Origin of the sequence: Methanosarcina barkeri 3 (assembly GCF_000970305.1) — an archaeon.
In the GTDB taxonomy this organism is placed as follows: Archaea; Halobacteriota; Methanosarcinia; order Methanosarcinales; family Methanosarcinaceae; genus Methanosarcina; species Methanosarcina barkeri_A.
In genome coordinates, this window is the sequence record NZ_CP009517.1 from 3,729,800 (window position 1) to 3,749,932 (window position 20,133).

A 20,133-nucleotide genomic window follows, 5' to 3' on the forward strand; every position below is an offset into this window, starting at 1 on the left:
GGGTTTGATAATTTTCCAGCAAGAATTTTCGCCCCAAAAAAGGGCTTATTTCAGAGCTTTTCTGGGCAAATAGCGGAAATTTTTGCCCTATTCGTGAGCAAGATCCATTAAAACAAGGATTGAAACTACAGCCTGTACAATCAGAACTAGAAGCACATTCTGAATTCGTGAGCAAGATCCATTAAAACAAGGATTGAAACATTTTAAGTTATCTGATGGAGCTAAAGAACTGATTAATTCGTGAGCAAGATCCATTAAAACAAGGATTGAAACTAATTTAGTTCTAGAAGAAGCAATTAAAAGAGGCAGATTCGTGAGCAAGATCCATTAAAACAAGGATTGAAACTTAAGGTATAGGTTTCTGTACCGATTGAGTGGTATTATTCGTGAGCAAGATCCATTAAAACAAGGATTGAAACAGTTTTATCGTACCGTTGTCGTCTTTTAATCCGGATTCGTGAGCAAGATCCATTAAAACAAGGATTGAAACTTACTTTTATTTAGTTATGTAGCGGCTGCTGCTACGATTCGTGAGCAAGATCCATTAAAACAAGGATTGAAACTAATTGCAGCATCTTCAGTTGCAGTTGCCGAATAAATTCGTGAGCAAGATCCATTAAAACAAGGATTGAAACTCACCTTCAATCAATTATTAAGTAGTCAATCACTTATTCGTGAGCAAGATCCATTAAAACAAGGATTGAAACATAACAGTTCCATATTTTGAGAATGTTGTGTGCCAGATTCGTGAGCAAGATCCATTAAAACAAGGATTGAAACCCTCTTATAGAGTTAAACGGTGGAGAGCATAGGATTATTCGTGAGCAAGATCCATTAAAACAAGGATTGAAACTTACTAACGGGCCTATAGAAATTCCATCAGGAAAATTCGTGAGCAAGATCCATTAAAACAAGGATTGAAACCTCCGTAGTTGGAGATATAGTCGTATACCGTCATCGTGATTCGTGAGCAAGATCCATTAAAACAAGGATTGAAACATTCCTGGTGGTGATCCCCTCTGCAAATGGTTATATTCGTGAGCAAGATCCATTAAAACAAGGATTGAAACCTATGTGTCTGACAGTAAGTAAATGTGAAAAAAATTATTCGTGAGCAAGATCCATTAAAACAAGGATTGAAACTCCCTTCAGAACGTGGTTCTCTCGCAGAGTTTTTGAATTCGTGAGCAAGATCCATTAAAACAAGGATTGAAACCGGAGATGTGCATACTTCCCTCTAACGTTTTTAATTATTCGTGAGCAAGATCCATTAAAACAAGGATTGAAACTAAAGTATGTGGCTGGCGACGGCACAGGTGATTATGAATTCGTGAGCAAGATCCATTAAAACAAGGATTGAAACCCCATCATCTTTCGTACTCGTTCCCTTTCATCTTCATTCGTGAGCAAGATCCATTAAAACAAGGATTGAAACAGCGCATTCTCTCCGGCAGTTTGCAGCATCGTAATATTCGTGAGCAAGATCCATTAAAACAAGGATTGAAACTAACAAAGCCATTATAACCGCAACAGTAATGCCAAATTCGTGAGCAAGATCCATTAAAACAAGGATTGAAACAAGTACTGTTGAGCCACTACACTTTGAATATGAAATATTCGTGAGCAAGATCCATTAAAACAAGGATTGAAACCATACTTTCTCGGCAAAGTAGTCTATACCAGTCTTTATTCGTGAGCAAGATCCATTAAAACAAGGATTGAAACCCAAATATCTTTTTCTTGAATGCAAAAACCGAAATATTCGTGAGCAAGATCCATTAAAACAAGGATTGAAACAAATATATACAAGTTAATTACGAAGTATCTACTAAATTCGTGAGCAAGATCCATTAAAACAAGGATTGAAACATTTTAGCTATCAAGTCTTTTGTTTCAGATTCCTTACATTCGTGAGCAAGATCCATTAAAACAAGGATTGAAACAAATTTTTCACAGGTGTCAAAAAAGACGTAACAAATTCGTGAGCAAGATCCATTAAAACAAGGATTGAAACCACAGACTATATAAACCATAGTTATCTACCATCCATATTCGTGAGCAAGATCCATTAAAACAAGGATTGAAACATCATCCTCTACTTGCTCAGTCTTTCTGCTGGTTTTATTCGTGAGCAAGATCCATTAAAACAAGGATTGAAACTTAAAATCGCAAAAGGTGCATCAAGAATCAAAGGCATTCGTGAGCAAGATCCATTAAAACAAGGATTGAAACTTAGATTCAATTTCATATCGAAAGTTAGAGAACGATTCGTGAGCAAGATCCATTAAAACAAGGATTGAAACTGAATTATTCCCTGAAGAATTCGACTATCTAGAAGGAGATTCGTGAGCAAGATCCATTAAAACAAGGATTGAAACCACCAACCGCCTACAAGCTCTTCAGGGAGTACCATATTCGTGAGCAAGATCCATTAAAACAAGGATTGAAACCACAAGCGAAGCAGGCAATTCAACAACTGATTTCAATTCGTGAGCAAGATCCATTAAAACAAGGATTGAAACGTGATTGGGATACAACGTTAAAATTTCTTGAAACATTCGTGAGCAAGATCCATTAAAACAAGGATTGAAACAAAGAAAATGAAATCAGAATAAAAGAGTTGAAGCATTCGTGAGCAAGATCCATTAAAACAAGGATTGAAACAATTTTGAGCGTTCTTTCATCACTCAACCTCTGAACATATTCGTGAGCAAGATCCATTAAAACAAGGATTGAAACTATAATCATCTGACATTTTGCCTACTCCTTAAAAGAAATTCGTGAGCAAGATCCATTAAAACAAGGATTGAAACTCAGGATAGCAGACTTGCAAGCTGTGCAAAGAATCATATTCGTGAGCAAGATCCATTAAAACAAGGATTGAAACATGAAAATCAGGAAGCCGGGGGTGTATATTCAGATGAATTCGTGAGCAAGATCCATTAAAACAAGGATTGAAACTTAAAAAAGCTAACGGTGCATCCAGAATAAAAGGGGTATTCGTGAGCAAGATCCATTAAAACAAGGATTGAAACTCCAATTAATAGCCCTCCGGTAAAACGGTTTTTGACCATTCGTGAGCAAGATCCATTAAAACAAGGATTGAAACGTTCCGAGTGGTTCGGAGCCAGGGACTTACAGGAGTATTCGTGAGCAAGATCCATTAAAACAAGGATTGAAACTTTTGCAGGAAAACAAAAATAATTTCTCTTTTTTATTATTCGTGAGCAAGATCCATTAAAACAAGGATTGAAACTTATTATCGTTGTATATATCATATGATTACGGACACATTCGTGAGCAAGATCCATTAAAACAAGGATTGAAACTGGAAGAGACGGGAGCTATACATCAACAATAGGTTAATTCGTGAGCAAGATCCATTAAAACAAGGATTGAAACTCAAGTCTTTAGTTTGTGATTCCTTACACTTAATGAATTCGTGAGCAAGATCCATTAAAACAAGGATTGAAACATCACCTTCATATTATACTTATCAATTGTAGATCCAATTCGTGAGCAAGATCCATTAAAACAAGGATTGAAACAGGTCTTGGAGATACTTATTTTCTGTTTCTGTAAATATTCGTGAGCAAGATCCATTAAAACAAGGATTGAAACGACAACCGTGGGCTTCTTTAATTATTGAAGGATTAAATTCGTGAGCAAGATCCATTAAAACAAGGATTGAAACATGCTTATTATGTATTGTAAAAGGGCGAGTGCCCAACGATTCGTGAGCAAGATCCATTAAAACAAGGATTGAAACCCATATGGAACCCACTTGATATAAAAATGAAAGATCCTATTCGTGAGCAAGATCCATTAAAACAAGGATTGAAACTAATGTTTTCACTAATTCTTCCAAATTGACGTCAGATTCGTGAGCAAGATCCATTAAAACAAGGATTGAAACTGCGCAGGAACTCAAAAAATACTCGACGGAAACGTTATTCGTGAGCAAGATCCATTAAAACAAGGATTGAAACCTGAATGGAAAAATAGACTGGAAAAACTTAGCGAAAATTCGTGAGCAAGATCCATTAAAACAAGGATTGAAACAACATATAGTGCTTGACAAGACCAGCAAAGGCAAAGGATTCGTGAGCAAGATCCATTAAAACAAGGATTGAAACTGTCTTCAGTCATGATTTATCTTCCTCGTAAGCTTCATTCGTGAGCAAGATCCATTAAAACAAGGATTGAAACTCGAGTAGGATCTCCTCTGGATAATGCTCAGATACTCATTCGTGAGCAAGATCCATTAAAACAAGGATTGAAACATCAAATAATAGCAGAATCAACAAAAGAAACACAAATTCGTGAGCAAGATCCATTAAAACAAGGATTGAAACCAGTCTATTTTTCATGCTCGTGCGAGAAGTGCTGACATTCGTGAGCAAGATCCATTAAAACAAGGATTGAAACACATTTTCAAGGAATATAATTTCGGGTCTTTTTTCTATTCGTGAGCAAGATCCATTAAAACAAGGATTGAAACCAGCTTCCAATATCTCATCATCTGTTACAACTTATTCGTGAGCAAGATCCATTAAAACAAGGATTGAAACTTCGAATTACGGTAACTGACGCCAGCATTCAGGCTATTCGTGAGCAAGATCCATTAAAACAAGGATTGAAACTAGTTTTCTATCAATGGCAATATAACAGTCAACTCATTCGTGAGCAAGATCCATTAAAACAAGGATTGAAACTCCATCGTTGTGACAACGAAATGATCAAGCTTTGTAATTCGTGAGCAAGATCCATTAAAACAAGGATTGAAACGATAAAGAAGGAAACACGTGCATTTTAGCATATGCTATTCGTGAGCAAGATCCATTAAAACAAGGATTGAAACACTCGAATTCAACTGCACGTTCCGCATCGTAAAAATATTCGTGAGCAAGATCCATTAAAACAAGGATTGAAACTTCAATCGAATTTGATTCATCTGATAAGCTCTTTCCATTCGTGAGCAAGATCCATTAAAACAAGGATTGAAACTCTGGATCTCTAAAGGTTGTAACGTCCATACCCCCGATTCGTGAGCAAGATCCATTAAAACAAGGATTGAAACTTTTTCATAATTCCTTTGAGAATCTGCCCGTACACAATTCGTGAGCAAGATCCATTAAAACAAGGATTGAAACTCAAATGTAGTCAATAATACAATTCTTTCGTCTTATTCGTGAGCAAGATCCATTAAAACAAGGATTGAAACAAAATAATAATATTACAAACGGTATGGGAATCAGGATTCGTGAGCAAGATCCATTAAAACAAGGATTGAAACGTAGAATCAATTAACTTTCAGTTCAGGGGCCTCTATTCGTGAGCAAGATCCATTAAAACAAGGATTGAAACTAGTATAAATACATACCATATGCAGTATAAAATATAAATTCGTGAGCAAGATCCATTAAAACAAGGATTGAAACTGGCAAGCTCTACCAGCAACAAAAATAATTAAAAAAATTCGTGAGCAAGATCCATTAAAACAAGGATTGAAACGCGACTTAAGAAGCTCTTGCCCAATCTGGAAATTAAGATTCGTGAGCAAGATCCATTAAAACAAGGATTGAAACTTCGGTGAATATCCCAATATTGGGATTAATGCTTATGATTCGTGAGCAAGATCCATTAAAACAAGGATTGAAACTTCGGTGAATATCCCAATATTGGGATTAATGCTTATGATTCGTGAGCAAGATCCATTAAAACAAGGATTGAAACTCAGTAAAATATATATCATGAATCTGCCCTGCCTGTAGTATTCGTGAGCAAGATCCATTAAAACAAGGATTGAAACAAATAGTAACATAAGAGGTTTGAAAACAATGAGCAAAATTCGTGAGCAAGATCCATTAAAACAAGGATTGAAACAGGAATCCACACCTTACAAACTTCCTCCTCGATACTGTATTCGTGAGCAAGATCCATTAAAACAAGGATTGAAACCAGAGGAATTACTACAGAAATGGGGGTGGAACCAATGATTCGTGAGCAAGATCCATTAAAACAAGGATTGAAACCGGCAGGATCTTCAGCTATCATCTTAATATCTGCCATTCGTGAGCAAGATCCATTAAAACAAGGATTGAAACTCTCCGTCTTCAACTAGATACAGGATATTTGCTTTAATTCGTGAGCAAGATCCATTAAAACAAGGATTGAAACCAGGTTATGCCGTCGTCTATAGCGGTGCAATGATCTATTCGTGAGCAAGATCCATTAAAACAAGGATTGAAACCATTTACTTTCTAATTTAGCCTTAAATTTTCCAAAATTCGTGAGCAAGATCCATTAAAACAAGGATTGAAACTGAATCCTCTGAAAAATACAAAGTAACAGTCTTATTCGTGAGCAAGATCCATTAAAACAAGGATTGAAACCTCCTTACTTCAATTGTTTTCAATCCTTCAACAATAAATTCGTGAGCAAGATCCATTAAAACAAGGATTGAAACTGAAAATCATCCCAAGTTCTAAGGTATGACTTTCCATTATTCGTGAGCAAGATCCATTAAAACAAGGATTGAAACACATCCCTGCTGATCCTCTACGTACTTCAGCCAGTCATTCGTGAGCAAGATCCATTAAAACAAGGATTGAAACTTATAAAGAGTTATTATCTAAAGGGCAAATCAATGATTCGTGAGCAAGATCCATTAAAACAAGGATTGAAACCTATGTATCAAACAAACCTACTAGACGGTGATGTAATTCGTGAGCAAGATCCATTAAAACAAGGATTGAAACGTAATTCAGCTAGCATTTGTGCTAATCAACCTAACCGATTCGTGAGCAAGATCCATTAAAACAAGGATTGAAACTCTTATAGTGCTGGCTCTAGGTGTCTTATGTCTGATTCGTGAGCAAGATCCATTAAAACAAGGATTGAAACTATGGTCAAATAATAGAGTAACCGGTTTTGTTAGTATTCGTGAGCAAGATCCATTAAAACAAGGATTGAAACGGGGTTTTCGTGATAACTTGCCCGGAGAAAAGCATAATTCGTGAGCAAGATCCATTAAAACAAGGATTGAAACAAATTAAAGCTGTTCCAGTCATTGTATACCACCATATTCGTGAGCAAGATCCATTAAAACAAGGATTGAAACTTCGATGCTGGGCTGATGTCAGCCAGGGTTAACCCCATATTCGTGAGCAAGATCCATTAAAACAAGGATTGAAACTTATTTTCTTTTCCTTCTTCTATAGAAATTATGTATTCGTGAGCAAGATCCAATAAAACAAGGATTGAAACAAATGAACGCATACTTACAAAGAATACTAACAAACCATTTTAGTAAATTCTATTAGAGTCGATCCTATGTTGAGTTAGATATGTTAATATTCTGTTATAACATATTATAATATATGTCTACTATAGCCATTGACCCAGATGTAAAGGAATCACTTAAAGAATTTAAGATTACAGAAAACGAGTCTTATAATTCCATTATCAAACGGCTCATTGTTAAAGTTAAAGAAACTGCAGAGTATAAACCAATGTTCCCAAAAGAAGAGAACACCGAACGAAGAGAATCACATGTCAAAGATTTTGATGCATGGTTGGATAGGAAACTCATAGAAGACAAAGAGATCTTAGACGCACTCGGAAGAAAGTGATATGTTGATTAGCTTAATTGATGTCTTAAAAATTCATCAACGAGTGATTGACTATGACAAAGAGGAGAATCCTGACGATTATACGCCTGCAATTAGATCTCTTGCTACATTAGAGTTAATGTTTGAATATATGATAAAGGGAGCTAATACCGTTTTTCAAAATGCTGCAATTGTAGTTTATACCATTGTCTCAAGACATCCGTTTTTTAACGGAAATAAAAGAACGGGATACGAAGCAATGAATTTTGTTCTTGAGGATAGTGGGTATACACTTACATCTACTCCACAAGAAACGATAGAATTTATAGTCAAGGTTGCAGCAACTGAAAACGAGATGAAGCCGGCTGAAATTGAAGAATGGATTATTAATCATACCATTAAACAATAAAAATTATTTTGTTAAGATGGAGGTTATCAAAAATAACCCAAAAGATTGTCTATTTTATTTACCAGTGTCTTTTCATGCCTGAATATGCTACTATTCGTGAGCAAGATCCAATAAAAAAAGGATTGAAACAAGATACTAGCAAGTAGCGCTGAGGTGGAGAACTATTCGTGAGCAAGAGCCACTAAAAAAAGGATTGAAACTCTGAATCAAGTAGTTATATTGACGATGCTATACCACTTCGTGAGCAAAATCTACCAATAGTTAAGTAATTATGAATATTGTGGCCTTTTGTTTTTTCATGGATTATTAAGTATTAAGCAATTCACAGGAAAAAATCATAAAGTTAAAAAGTACTAAGGCCTTACATCTATTCTCAAAGAAGTAGTTCATACAGGACAATTTATGTTTAAATGCACAGACAAGCATTTTAATTGAATAGATGGTGGTCGAAATTAAAGGACAGAACAAATTAACTAGTTTCGTATTTAAAGTTATCTGGATGGTTTCTGTTTTTAATTTATTACTTTCAGGCCTTTTTCTTTACATGGGAGAATATGTCTCAGGTAAAGAGATTTTAAGCGACTCTATCGGACCATCAAAAGATATCGATAACAAAGTCATACTTACTGAAAACGAAGTGGTGACCTTTGTGTTTAAAACAGAGGAACCGTACTCCAGCTCTGAACTGTTAAGAATCATCATAGTTGATCCAGGAAACATAGAGCATTCCTGGGAGAAAGATTTCTATGGATCCACAGTTGGCGGGTCACGAGGGACTGAAAGAGGAGCTAAAGATTACTTTTCATTTACGCCTGAAGTATCAGGGATGCATCACATAAAAATAAGTAACGCCGACTTCCAAACAGATGTTAAGCTGGTTTCTGGAATGGTAAATCCACATGAGCGACCTTTCCTCTTGACAACACTGTTCATATCTTTTCTGGTCATGTCAGCAGGTATTTTATCATTGAAGGATGGATCAATCAAGGAGTTTATAAAGTCCAGACGTTTTTCGATTAACGGAATACTCAACTTTTGTATAGCCCTATCTATAAGCCTGGTTATAGTGTATAACGTGGTTGGTCTATGATACGTGGTTGGTCTATGATGCATTTATATTTGGATAAAAGAAAGAGTGCTATTAAAATATTTTAACAGCGTAAGCGTGTTTCGATACGAACTGGCAGAGCGCAAATGTCCCTCCAGGATTTACCGGAATAATGAGATTGGTTTCTTCCACTGTCCGCGAGCATACGATGGAAGGAATTACATAAAGAGTACTTAATTTGCAGCTGGAAAACAGTCAATTAAGCCGGAAAGAACAGCAATTGCCATACAGGGACATGCCAGCAGATAATGATAACTGTCGTCCGGTTGCCTTTGACACAAAAATAAGCTTTTACCTGGAGAACGAAAAATCTAGGTTTGAGTATATTCCAACGTATTATGATTTCGCTTCAGATAAACTTACAAGAACATTATCTAAAGACCAGTATCCTGCTTTTGTTACGAAAGAGTGATAAAATTGTAAATTTTCTTGAAATAGTACCGTTCCATATCGAAAATATTTTTATTAGATAAGTTTAGAAACCTGGATAATAAATTGTTTCAAGTTATCATACACAGTTCAACCAGGAAATGGGTCCCAATTATATAGGAATTGAAATAAAATACTGAGTATAGATGTGGAGTGTAATATTGTGGAGTGTAATATTATGGAGTGTAATATTATGGAAAATGAAAGATATGAAAGAGGATGGTTGAAGTTAAAAGAAATCGATGGGAAAGTAGGGGAAGAGATAGTTAAAAGTTTAGAGAGTATTTCTCCAGATTTGGGTAAATACATCATTGAGTTTTCTTTTGGGGATATTTATTCGAGGGAGAGTACCAGTTTAAAGCAAAAAGAAATTGCAGTTGTAGCTGCACTGACCGCAATGGGAAATGCCGCACCTCAATTAAATGTCCATATTAACGGGGCATTAAACGTGGGCTGTTCTGTAGAAGAAATATTGGAAGTTATAATACAGATGTCAAGTTATAGCGGATTTCCAGGTTCACTAAATGCGATAAATGTACTGAAGGAGGTCATAAAAGATCGAAAAATAACTTTTGAACCTGTTAAAGAAGACAAAAACGGAGATAGATTTTCAATCGGACTTGAGATGCTATCACAGTTAGAAAAAAACCAGATGCAAATACTGAAGGAAAATCTGGATGATATAGCCCCGGACATGGTTGAATATATTATTGCATACGGTTATGGTGATGTTTACAGCAGGAAGAACTTGAGCTTGAAAATGAGGCAGATCGCTACAATAGCTGCACTTACAGCCATGGGTACTGCCAGGCCTCAGCTTGCTTTCCATATCAAAGCAGGTTTAAACATCGGATTAACAAAAGAAGAAATAATTGAAACTATAATCCTTATGTGCGTTTATGCCGGATTTCCTGCTGCATTAAACGGCATAAACACTGCAAAAGAGGTCTTCGCAAATCTTTAAAATAGATTCAAGAATCATTTTTTCAGAGTCAAGAGCAAGATCCATTGAACCAGGACGCTTCCCGTTACAGTCTTAAGATCGGCATTAATTCTCGGACACTAAAGTGTATATCATTTCTCTAGCCGCTAGCCGTTTGGCTCTCTGCTTTTTTCCTGCCTGTCCGGTGCTGGTCGAGGAGCCAAAGGTGCAGGTACAGGTGAAAATAGGTTTGCAGGTAGGTCCTTCAGCCTTAAACGAATAAGTCGGTAAGGGAAGTTTCTTTGCCTGACAATACTCCTGCAAGGCAAAAATCGGGTCTCTTGACGTATTAATCGTGACTTCGTCATTACTGGCCGGCGAATCTATAATCTTGGTCTTCAAGTTTGGAACTGGTAAGCCCAGGATAGTAGCTAGCAGGTCTACGGATGCCAGCTGAGTTGCTCCTTTCTTTGTCAAGTCTTCATATACAGCAGACCGGTACTCGATATTATTTACTCTGATGGCACTTTGGGCAGTAAACACCGGTAAATTACCACGAATCGTATTAGTTACTTTGTATACTGGCATCTGCCAGCCCAGTATATTCTGCGCGATGTCGAAGATCGAGACTGCCTTGTGAGGCGCAGTTGCAATTTCCTCCAGCAATGCTCTTTTAAGTTCAGTCCATCTTTTGCCATAAGGGGCTTGCAATAGTACTAGCTCCGCACAAATGATCGGCAGCTTGCCAAGGCGTCTCCGGAATGCATCGCAGTAGGCCTCGGGACAGTCATCACCTTTGCGGATAAGGAATTTGGTGATGAGCTCGAAGTCTGTATCGCTCGCACTATCTATCCGATCTCCCAGGATGGCAGACTCAGCTTTTCTATATGCCTTTTCCTTCATGTACTCACTTTTAGCCTTGTCGTTTTCAAGGTGTATCAGGTTGATATGCGATGCAATTGCCAGAATCTCCTCTTTGGAATGGGGCAAGGGTTCGTTCTGGACGTGAGCCCGGATCTGTTGGTGATTCACAAGATCAGCATACCTTCGGATGGGTGAGGTAAAATGAGTATATGCACCCAGGTTCAGTCCGAAATGGCCCAGGATAACGGGGCCGTATTCCGCTCTGCTAAGCATCATGTACGTGGTATGTCTGACAGCAGCTATGTTTACCTCGGGGATGACAGTTACGCTTTCGAGCAACTTCATTAAGTCCACTCGCTCAGGGGTGACACTTCGGGCTGTATGGTTACGGAAAAGGATAGGGATGTCATTTTTGACCGCGTACTCTGCTACGGCCATGTTAGCGAGAATCATCAGCTCCTGGATGATAACATAGCCGATGGTATCCTCCCTGCGTCTCAATTGTTTTATAGACCCTTCTTCATTTGTCACCAGCCCCCGCCCCAAATCATAGAATGCCAGCGCTCCAAGATTGCGGCGCTGCGTTAAAAGGTCGTTCGCAAGCTGGCTTGCGAGCTTGATGAGAGCGTGCTGCGTGTGCTCGCTATCAGAGAGAATGCGGGGGACATCAGAAAAAGATAGCCGGGCTTCGCTGATCATAACAGTCCGCAAAAGCCGTGTTTCGAGGATTGACAAATTCATGCCGAGGACAATATCCACGGCAAGAACATACTTCGACTCTTCCGGCCACAGGGAAAGCTTCTCGTCTGCAAGCCGTCGGGGTAACATCGGGCTATTGCCGTTTGCATAATATCTGGTCTCGATCCGAGACATTGCAAGCCGATCAAGCTCTGAATGCTTGGAAATTACCTTTGCGACATCCGTGATCATAACTACAACGTGCCAGCCGCCGTTTTCCGTGATTTCCACCCAGATTGCATCATCCATATCCCGGGTTGTCACGTCATCGATCGTAATACCTCTTAACATATCTGGCATAGTACCACTTAGATGCAAAATTTGGTATACTTTCCTTATGTGTATATTTATTAGTAAAAAATAGTAAGAGATGCCCATATTTATAAGTCGTTATTTTGGCTGCGCTGAAGTGACGAAAAAAGAATTATTGTTCCATCGTGGCAAATAATTTCAGATCTAAGAGCAAGATCCACTAAAACAAGGATTGAAATGTTACTCCAATCTACAATTCCATTAAAGGTTCTCTAAAAAACTGTGAAACTTCAAAACTTCCCTCAATAAAGTTAATATACTGGTTACTGGCATTTTTATTCAAAATTAATTATTTTATGTGCGTCTTCATTTCCAGGCACAGAGTGGAAGGGGAACTTAATTCAGGTTCTTTTTATAACAACAAGAAATTAAAACTCTCACAAGCTTCAACAATAAAACGGATGGGAAAAATGATAGAAAATATTTGGATAATTATTCCGAATATAATAGCGTCGTACATGGTCATGGTCAATAAAGCGTTCTATGCCAACATGATTTACTGCTTTGGTTACCTTTTATTCATCTGGCATAACTATAACTCAGGTGACAGCTCACAAATGATTTATTTCACAATTTTAGAAGTAATGTCAATCGTTGGGGTTTTCTTATATCTATATACCACCAGAAAAGCAGCTGGAATTAATGACAAGAAGAACAGCAGTAACGGCTGAACCAGGGCCAGGTAAAAGTAATGCAGCAGCCTGTTTCTCTCGCTGTATAAACAACAGATGTGAAAAAAGTTAAAAAGTTAAAAGCGGGCAAAAATAATTAAAAAGATGAAGGGGTAAAAAAGTTAAAAAGGTTAAAAGTTAAAAATTGGTAAAAATAATTAAAAATAATTAAAAATTCACTCAAAAATTAAAGCATTCCTTACTTATAGTACTTTATGCTTAGACCGAAAATCCTTGGGCTGTTCCGCTTATTCCGTTTTGAACTGCCATTTACTGCAGGAGTATGCGTAATACTAGGCGAATTACTGGCATTAGGTGCACTTCCTACCACAACCGAAATTATACTGGGGTTTCTAAGTATTTTTTTTATTTCGGCTGCGTCTCTCATCCTGAACGATTATTTTGATCTCGAAATTGACAAAATAAACGCTCCAGAAAGACCACTGCCAGCAGGACTTGTTACTGAACGAGAGGTCATTTTACTCTCCGTTATTGTGGCAGTGCTTGGATTTATTACAGGCTACCTGATTAGCTTAGAGGCTTTACTGGTAATTATTCCGGTCTGGGCAGTGGGTTTTCTTTACAACTGGAAGTTCAAAAAGGCCGGTCTTATTGGAAATCTTATGGTCAGCTTTTCGGTCGGTATGACTTTTATTTTTGGTGGTATAGCAGTAAACAAACCATTTGAAACAATAGTCTGGTTTTTCGCAGTCATATTAATGCTTACGGACTTAGGAGAAGAGATTGCGGCAGACGCTATGGATATTGAAGGCGACCGTCAGGCAGGGTCCCGTTCCTTAGCTCTGGCAGTTGGTTGTGAAAATGCATTGAAAATCAGCGGCGCAATTTTCTTACTGGTAGTTGCTGCAAGCAGTTTGCCGTTTTTGTTAGGATGGTTAGAGTGGATTTATCTGTTTCCCATTTTACTGATGGATTTGGTAATTCTATACTCAACAGGTAAATTATTAGACTTGAAAACAGTAAATCGGCGAATTTATATCCGCTGGATATACCTGACTGGATTGGTCGCATTTTTAATTTTCATAATCATTCGGATGGTCAGGTGAATGTATGATGTCAGTTTGATCGATTCTGATCTTCAAATACCACAAAGAAGAAAAGAGAAGAAAAGAAAGGAAAAAAGAAGGGAAAGAGAGATTTTGAGACAAAAATACGAATCTTCTGCTCCCATATTTTCAATTTTCCTAATTATTCTCATAAAACGTTTAGCCTTCTTAAAGGTCAGTCCATCCAAGAGTTTTCATATTATCAGATTCGTTTGCTTTTACTTTCGCCACGTAATAAGTTCCATCCGGGGAATTGGAAAGGCTACCACCATCTATTCTATTTACCTCATTTAATTCAATATTATATACAGTTCCGTAGTAGGCAATAATCAGTTCTGACTGAGTTGGTGCCTTAATAAACTGAATATTTCCTCCTTCATACCATTTATTCCAGGGTGCCTTTTCTTCAGTTATTTTGTATTTCATTTCTACAAGTTTTCCTTCTGCAGATGCTTCAGTAGTATTATTCATATCATTCGCATCAGTTTCTTTGGGAATAGGTTGCTGGGAAAGTTCATCCCACTCACCGTCGATAACAGCAGATGTTACATTTTTCTCAGAGACAATTATCTCGATTTTGTGTGGAGTAATAACCTGAATTGTCATCTGGCCGGTCCTATTTCCGTAACCACCCTGTCTGCTCGTAAATGTATAGGTAAGGAAATGCTGTTCAGGTATTGTCTCAAGAATTGTGTGGTTTTCAAGCTTCAGGTCAAAGCCATCATAACTATAAGTTGGTGCATTTTCTACCCAGTTTCTGCCTATCCTTTCAGCCTCTTGTGGGGAAGTTGAAAGGGCATATGCTCTAAGTTCAAGCAATTTCGAATCAATTTCTTGCAGTCGTTCAGGCATATAATCAGAAAAATAAGGGTCTACCTTCACTGTTTTTGATTTATTTCCCTCGATCAGACTGATTTCAAGCGTTCCTACATCCGTAACTATAGGCTGCCCTGCCTGAGGAGTATAGCTATCATTCATCTCAAGGAATTTGTTATTCTCAAATAAAGTGATAAGTTCTTTAAAAGCAGTCTCATTGAAGGGCTTTTCATATTTTTTCGTGAAATTTCCTTCAGTATCAGATGTGGTAAATACAACTGCTGTGCTATTTACAGTTAGTTCTTGCATCTGCATTTCCGGAAGAGTAAACCCTCCATACGTTTTATGAATTATAGTTGCATCTTTTACAGTCGCATCTTCTGCAGTTGCACCTTTAGAAATCTGAGACGGTTTTTCAGTACATCCAGCTACAAAAATTAACAACAATACAAGCAATATGACAACTACTTTCGTAATCAGAACCCCCTCCTATTTTGATACTTTAAAACTGTACATTCAGAACCTAACTTTCGGAATGCAAACTCATCCTAAAGTCAATAAGCAAGCTCATCCCAAAGCCAATAATACAAGCTTATCCTAAAGACAATTTCACTTTATATTATAAAAGTCACATAGCTGTCTCAGTTATAAGAAACTCTATACACTATTTGGAATTTGAGTACTTAAGATTCAAGCACCTTAAAACTCAATTCTTAATTTTGGGATTAGCTTACTATAATATTATCATATTTTTTTGAATTAATTTCTTTTGTTTACCGGAATACCGGAAATAATCTTAAATTCACTTTTTTATGTTCAACTTACGAATTCAATTGGTCATGCGTTAGTAGACCGTTGGTATTAAATTAGTCTACGGCGGTTTCGAATTTTTTGGCTATGACTTCTGATTTTTTACTAACCTTAAACGTCATTGTAACTTTTCTGATTTCAGAATGAGTAGACGACATCGCAGAAACAGTGAGTAAGACCAATGTTGAAAAACCAATGTTGAAAAAACCAATGTTGAAAAAACCAATGTTGAAAAAACCAATGTTGAAAAATCAATATTAAAAAACCAATATTGAAAAGACCAGTATTGAAAAGACCAGTATTGAAAAGACCAGTATTGAAAAGACCAGTATTGAAAAGACCAGTATTGAAAAGACCAGTATTGAAAAGACCAGTATTGAAAAGACCAGTATTGAAAATTGATATAACAGTTTAAGTGAAGTCCAGAATAGACGATTAACGGGTTCGTCAGCAAAATTTACTAAGAAAAGTAGAAACAAAATACAGTTACAAAAATGAATTAGTTACAAAAATGAATTAGTTACAAAAATGAATTAGTTACAAAAATGAATTAGTTACAAAAATGAATTAGTTACAAAAATGAATTAGTTACAAAAAAAAAGAAAGGTAGAAGCGTTTTATAAAAAACACTCCTATGTTGTGACATGACCCTGGCAGGAATAAAATTTTATTCCGGCTACTTGGATCTTATTCCGTAGTTACTCCATCGAATTCAGCTTCATTGGCCTCGGCTTCTTCTTTCGTCGCACGCACGATTCCATCCTTGTGGTGCGCCGGTGAATAGATTGTATAGAGTTTCAGTTCCTCCGTTTCCGAGGTATTGATGACATTGTGCTGCGCGCCAGCCGGCACAATCACAGCAACGCCGTCACTTAGCTCATATTCATTACCGTCAATTATGCACTTCCCCTTCCCCTGTTCAAAGCGGAAAAACTGGTCATTTTCCTCATGCACTTCCATCCCGATCTCTTCTCCGGGCTTGAGACTCATAAGTACCAGCTGGCTGTGCTTTGCGGTATACAGTACCTTGCGGAAATTGCCATTTTCCAGAGTGGCTTCTTCAATATTTATAGAAAATCCTTTCATATATTTTCATTTATAGTTATTTGTATATAAGATTATTTGAGAACAAGATATACCAAATATCTACCTTGAAAAAGATTAAAAATGCTAATTATTTAATTTCAACCTAAGTTATAAATTTAAGTTCCTGAACATGGTTCATTAAAACAGATATTAAAACAAATAATCAGCTTCATGATTTAAATAGGAATGTATAATACTAAGTGAAAGAGAACTAAAGAACAGAACATAACAATCTCTAATTTTATCTCAAAAGATTAATATACATGTAAACACTATTTTTATATATTTCACTTTATTTTAATGCCTTGAGTTTTTACTATTTAAAGTGTGAAAAGCGTTTGATTTGATTTTTTAACGATAACTAATATTCATAACTCATAATTTAAACTTATAATTTAAACTCAAAATTTAAACTCAAAATCTAAACTTATAACTTGAGCTCATAATTTAAAAAATTATAAATTTAAAACTTCTGTGTCTGCAACCTAAAAAGATTGCACAAGTCAAAATCTTTAAAAAAGGAAGCGAGGATTTTGTAAACTCAAAAAATGAAAGATTTCATAAGAAAATTTAATGTCTGTATTGAAAGGAGTAAAGACAATCAGGCTTATTCGGACTTTAAAGAAGGAGTTAATAAAGGCCTGGATATAGCCAAATACACTTTCGAAGATAATCTGGAAAAACTCCCTCTTTCCGACCTGGAAGAAGATCCGGCTGAAAAGATAAAAAACCTCGAGAATAATTTTAACCAGCTTTTGGACGGAATTTCCATATCAAAAAAGCCGAACTGCTCGGAGCAGCGTCTGGACGGAGTGTATACCGGATTCGAGAAATCTAAAAGAGTATTTAAAGATTTCATAACCGAATCATTTTCCCTGGAGAACACATGAAAATATTATTACTTTAATTTTATTACTTTAATTAAGTTCAGGAACTCTAGGAGCTCTATATCTTTGAGGGAATTTAAAGTTCTATTTCTTTTTTATTAAACTTAAAACCTCGATTTTTTTGTTGTTAAGTTTAAAACCTTTACTTATTTTTATTGAGCTTTAGACTTGTATTTCTTTTTTATTAAAATTTAAACCTATATTTTTATTAGTTTAAAATTCCTATATTATAATTGGACATAAAAACGCTTACTTTTAAGACTATTACTGTCTTTTTAACTTCAGCACTGTAATATACCAAAAAATAATAAACAGAGGATTATTGATAGACAGAAGTCACACAGAAAGCAGAGATAGTGATAACATGTTGACCAGAAAACTCAGTAATTGGAGAAGGTAAACAGTCCATGATAAGAGAAGGAACTGAACTTAGGGAGGAACTTGAGTAGAAAGAATAGGGAACTTTAAACTCGCGCTCGATCAGCCGAAACGGCGGTTTATTGCAGATGGAAGGCATTACACTCACCATCGCCTGCTAACACAAAACAAGAAAATCGGGATTAAGATTCTCAGAAGACGATTATATACAGAATTTGCACCCTGCCGGAAAGAAAAAATAATCTGAGAAAATAAGAAGATTCGAGAGCGGAAACCATTAACTTGAAACTAAAACAATTTTTTCTGAAATGTCTCGGCTGGCGGTGCAATTGTTAAAACAGGTTTAAAATTCTTAAAGATCGAAACGTACCGAAAATGTTAAAAAGGATGTTACATAATCGGTTTTTAATAACATATGAAGGCAAATAGGAGCAACTAAAACGTCACCGATTGAAATACAAACCTCAGTATGTGCATTGTTGTTTATGTCTATCTGTGTAGCAACTTTGTTCTTCAGCTGTAAGCTTTTTGCCTGGAGACATTCAAATTATAGCAAAGTTAACAAATTCATGAAATTAATAAAATATAATAAAGTATAAGAAAAAATAAAATAGAATTTTTATGTTTTATAGCTGGTTTTATCCGGTTTTAATTCTTACCATTTTTTTATTTTCTTTACTATTTCATTCTCTGGATCCTATCTGTTTCATTTTTATATCATATCCGAGTTTGCGTATTTTGCCAGATTTAACATGTTATTCAGAGAATTCAACAGTTGAACTTCCTGTTTGCAAACGATATCCATAAAAATAGAAATAGAAACTATTTTAGGAAAGTATAGAGGATAATTGTGAGGGTTGGAGAGAAAATCAATTATACAAAATATTGCAAGCTAAACAAAATGGGTATATAAAATGAATTATATAAATTTCTACGCACAATTTAGACGAATGTGAATTTTTTCATTCAGAGGGGGAAATTATGAACCAGAAAGAAGACAAAACAACGTTCGGTGTCTGTCCAAACTGCGGAAAGCCATTCAGGATAGAATCTACAGGCGGTGGGGAAGAATGGCGTTATTGTGCAGAAGTTTGCATAAACCCTGCAGCAATACCAACAGGAGCCAGGCTGCAGCCCGATCAGGCTACATTGCGTTACATAGATGGGAATATGAATGAATATATGAGAGACGAATATGTGAAGATTCACGGCATTGATCCTCTGCCCATCTGGAGAGCAATGGAGAAATGGCGTGAAGAGCAGATAAGTAAGTGGAAAGTGAAAACTTAATATATATCATCCACTTTTCACAGTAAAATTTTAGATTTCATGAGTTTTCTTGTTGTCGATTTTCTATATAACATAGATTTATCGAACTTTTTTGCAGGAGGTAAAAGCAACTATATGGTGTACTTAGAAACCAAAAACGATATTATTCAATTTTCACAAAATGTCGTTAAAGGTTCAAATTATTTGCATTTGTTCTAAAAACGCTATCATGAAAAAATGTTGATTTTCGAAAAAAATACTGCAGAGTGTAGGATTGATTATAGAAGGGTTAAAACTTATTTCTACTGACTCAAACAGCTTTTTTCATTTTTAAAGATGACTCAAAAGAAGATCAGAATGCAAAGATAAAGAGCTTACAGAACAGATTTGATCTCCTTCTAGACACAGTTGTTGTCGAAAAACCACTTTATACCAGAGGCCACTTGGACGGAATAAATGAAGAGGTTGAAAAATCTAGAAATTATTTATAAAGTTATAAAAGGTTTTATGTAGACGGGACAAAGCATAAAAACACTATTTTTTAGAAATAAATACTTTTAATATTATTTATTGTCGTTTAAAGCTACTCCTCTTATTTCTAACAGCTCAGATAATCTATTTAATGCATATTTTTTTTCGTTTATCGTAATCTGTAATTTGTTAACTTCGGCTTCTAACTGCGCGATCTCAATTTTTAACTGTAATATTTGCTCTTTAATAAGATCATTACTTTGCATTATATCCGCCCAATAAC

General features: G+C 36.1%; 14 protein-coding genes, 1 pseudogene and 1 CRISPR repeat array. Of the genes and pseudogenes, 9 read left to right on the top strand and 6 right to left on the bottom strand.

The genetic code is table 11. From position 1 onward, the window contains the following. Window positions 1–89: 89 nt before the first annotated feature. Window positions 90–7,269: a CRISPR direct-repeat array (repeat unit 37 nt; unit sequence ATTCGTGAGCAAGATCCATTAAAACAAGGATTGAAAC). A gap of 113 nt (window positions 7,270–7,382) precedes the next feature. From MSBR3_RS15220 to MSBR3_RS15240, 5 genes are all read left to right on the top strand, one after another. Next, window positions 7,383–7,634: a DUF7557 family protein gene (locus tag MSBR3_RS15220; RefSeq protein ID WP_048109045.1), complete on the top strand. Its 252-nt coding sequence runs from the start codon at window positions 7,383–7,385 to the stop codon at window positions 7,632–7,634. 1 nt (window position 7,635) lies between these two features. After that, complete coding sequence (locus MSBR3_RS15225; protein ID WP_048109046.1) at window positions 7,636–8,022, top strand: type II toxin-antitoxin system death-on-curing family toxin; 387 nt, start codon at window positions 7,636–7,638, stop codon at window positions 8,020–8,022. A 439-nt stretch (window positions 8,023–8,461) separates the two neighbouring features. Then, a complete protein-coding gene (locus tag MSBR3_RS15230; protein WP_048109047.1) occupies window positions 8,462–9,112 on the top strand; it encodes a hypothetical protein in 651 nt (216 codons plus the stop codon). Between the two features lie 196 nt (window positions 9,113–9,308). After that, on the top strand, window positions 9,309–9,542 hold the full coding sequence (locus MSBR3_RS15235; protein WP_052723431.1) for a hypothetical protein: 234 nt from the start codon (window positions 9,309–9,311) through the stop codon (window positions 9,540–9,542). A gap of 210 nt (window positions 9,543–9,752) precedes the next feature. Further along, window positions 9,753–10,523 carry a carboxymuconolactone decarboxylase family protein gene (locus MSBR3_RS15240; RefSeq protein ID WP_196296964.1) on the top strand — a complete coding sequence of 257 codons (771 nt, stop codon included), beginning with the start codon at window positions 9,753–9,755 and terminating at the stop codon, window positions 10,521–10,523. Window positions 10,524–10,607: 84 nt separating this feature from the next. On the opposite strand, the gene MSBR3_RS21155 is transcribed toward MSBR3_RS15240, so the two are convergent. After that, window positions 10,608–11,513, bottom strand: coding sequence for a double-stranded RNA binding motif domain-containing protein (locus MSBR3_RS21155; protein WP_230628041.1), 906 nt, complete (start codon window positions 11,511–11,513; stop codon window positions 10,608–10,610). Window positions 11,514–11,540: 27 nt separating this feature from the next. Further along, window positions 11,541–12,461, bottom strand: a pseudogene (locus MSBR3_RS21160) (ribonuclease catalytic domain-containing protein); the annotation flags it as partial. A gap of 344 nt (window positions 12,462–12,805) precedes the next feature. Between MSBR3_RS21160 and MSBR3_RS15250 the strand changes: the two are divergent. Together MSBR3_RS15250 and MSBR3_RS15255 are read left to right on the top strand one after the other, a co-directional pair. Further along, complete coding sequence (locus tag MSBR3_RS15250) at window positions 12,806–13,066, top strand: hypothetical protein (protein ID WP_155396834.1); 261 nt, start codon at window positions 12,806–12,808, stop codon at window positions 13,064–13,066. A 215-nt stretch (window positions 13,067–13,281) separates the two neighbouring features. Continuing rightward, entirely contained in the window at window positions 13,282–14,133 is an 852-nt protein-coding gene (locus tag MSBR3_RS15255) for a UbiA family prenyltransferase (RefSeq protein WP_048109050.1), read from the top strand. A 168-nt stretch (window positions 14,134–14,301) separates the two neighbouring features. Here the strand turns inward: MSBR3_RS15255 and MSBR3_RS15260 are convergent, their stop codons facing one another. From MSBR3_RS15260 to MSBR3_RS15265, 3 genes are all read right to left on the bottom strand, one after another. Next, window positions 14,302–15,396, bottom strand: a complete 1,095-nt coding sequence (locus tag MSBR3_RS15260) for a hypothetical protein (protein WP_230627529.1) — start codon at window positions 15,394–15,396, stop codon at window positions 14,302–14,304. 501 nt (window positions 15,397–15,897) lie between these two features. Continuing rightward, entirely contained in the window at window positions 15,898–16,164 is a 267-nt protein-coding gene (locus MSBR3_RS21785) for a pentapeptide repeat-containing protein (RefSeq protein ID WP_080942440.1), read from the bottom strand. Window positions 16,165–16,446: 282 nt separating this feature from the next. Further along, the gene (locus MSBR3_RS15265) at window positions 16,447–16,845 is read right to left on the bottom strand and encodes a cupin domain-containing protein (RefSeq protein WP_048109052.1); all 399 of its coding nucleotides are present in this window, start codon (window positions 16,843–16,845) and stop codon (window positions 16,447–16,449) included. A gap of 548 nt (window positions 16,846–17,393) precedes the next feature. On the opposite strand from MSBR3_RS15265, the gene MSBR3_RS15270 reads away from it, so the two are divergent. Further along, window positions 17,394–17,735, top strand: a complete 342-nt coding sequence (locus MSBR3_RS15270) for a hypothetical protein (protein ID WP_048109053.1) — start codon at window positions 17,394–17,396, stop codon at window positions 17,733–17,735. Window positions 17,736–19,091: 1,356 nt separating this feature from the next. Continuing rightward, window positions 19,092–19,400 carry a hypothetical protein gene (locus MSBR3_RS15275; RefSeq protein WP_048109054.1) on the top strand — a complete coding sequence of 103 codons (309 nt, stop codon included), beginning with the start codon at window positions 19,092–19,094 and terminating at the stop codon, window positions 19,398–19,400. A 542-nt stretch (window positions 19,401–19,942) separates the two neighbouring features. On the opposite strand, the gene MSBR3_RS20475 is transcribed toward MSBR3_RS15275, so the two are convergent. After that, entirely contained in the window at window positions 19,943–20,116 is a 174-nt protein-coding gene (locus tag MSBR3_RS20475; protein WP_155396835.1) for a hypothetical protein, read from the bottom strand. Between the last annotated feature and the right edge of the window lie 17 nt (window positions 20,117–20,133).

What these genes read in the sequence shown, in the direction of transcription:
- MSBR3_RS15220 (WP_048109045.1), top strand. Translation starts at nt 7,383, where the DNA reads ATGTCTACTATAGCCATTGACCCAGATGTAAAGGAATCACTTAAAGAA.
- MSBR3_RS15225 (WP_048109046.1), top strand. Translation starts at nt 7,636, where the DNA reads ATGTTGATTAGCTTAATTGATGTCTTAAAAATTCATCAACGAGTGATT.
- MSBR3_RS15230 (WP_048109047.1), top strand. Translation starts at nt 8,462, where the DNA reads ATGGTGGTCGAAATTAAAGGACAGAACAAATTAACTAGTTTCGTATTT.
- MSBR3_RS15240 (WP_196296964.1), top strand. Translation starts at nt 9,753, where the DNA reads ATGGAAAATGAAAGATATGAAAGAGGATGGTTGAAGTTAAAAGAAATC.
- MSBR3_RS15250 (WP_155396834.1), top strand. Translation starts at nt 12,806, where the DNA reads ATGATAGAAAATATTTGGATAATTATTCCGAATATAATAGCGTCGTAC.
- MSBR3_RS15255 (WP_048109050.1), top strand. Translation starts at nt 13,282, where the DNA reads ATGCTTAGACCGAAAATCCTTGGGCTGTTCCGCTTATTCCGTTTTGAA.
- MSBR3_RS15265 (WP_048109052.1), bottom strand. Translation starts at nt 16,845, where the DNA reads ATGAAAGGATTTTCTATAAATATTGAAGAAGCCACTCTGGAAAATGGC.
- MSBR3_RS15270 (WP_048109053.1), top strand. Translation starts at nt 17,394, where the DNA reads ATGAAAGATTTCATAAGAAAATTTAATGTCTGTATTGAAAGGAGTAAA.
- MSBR3_RS15275 (WP_048109054.1), top strand. Translation starts at nt 19,092, where the DNA reads ATGAACCAGAAAGAAGACAAAACAACGTTCGGTGTCTGTCCAAACTGC.
- MSBR3_RS20475 (WP_155396835.1), bottom strand. Translation starts at nt 20,116, where the DNA reads ATGCAAAGTAATGATCTTATTAAAGAGCAAATATTACAGTTAAAAATT.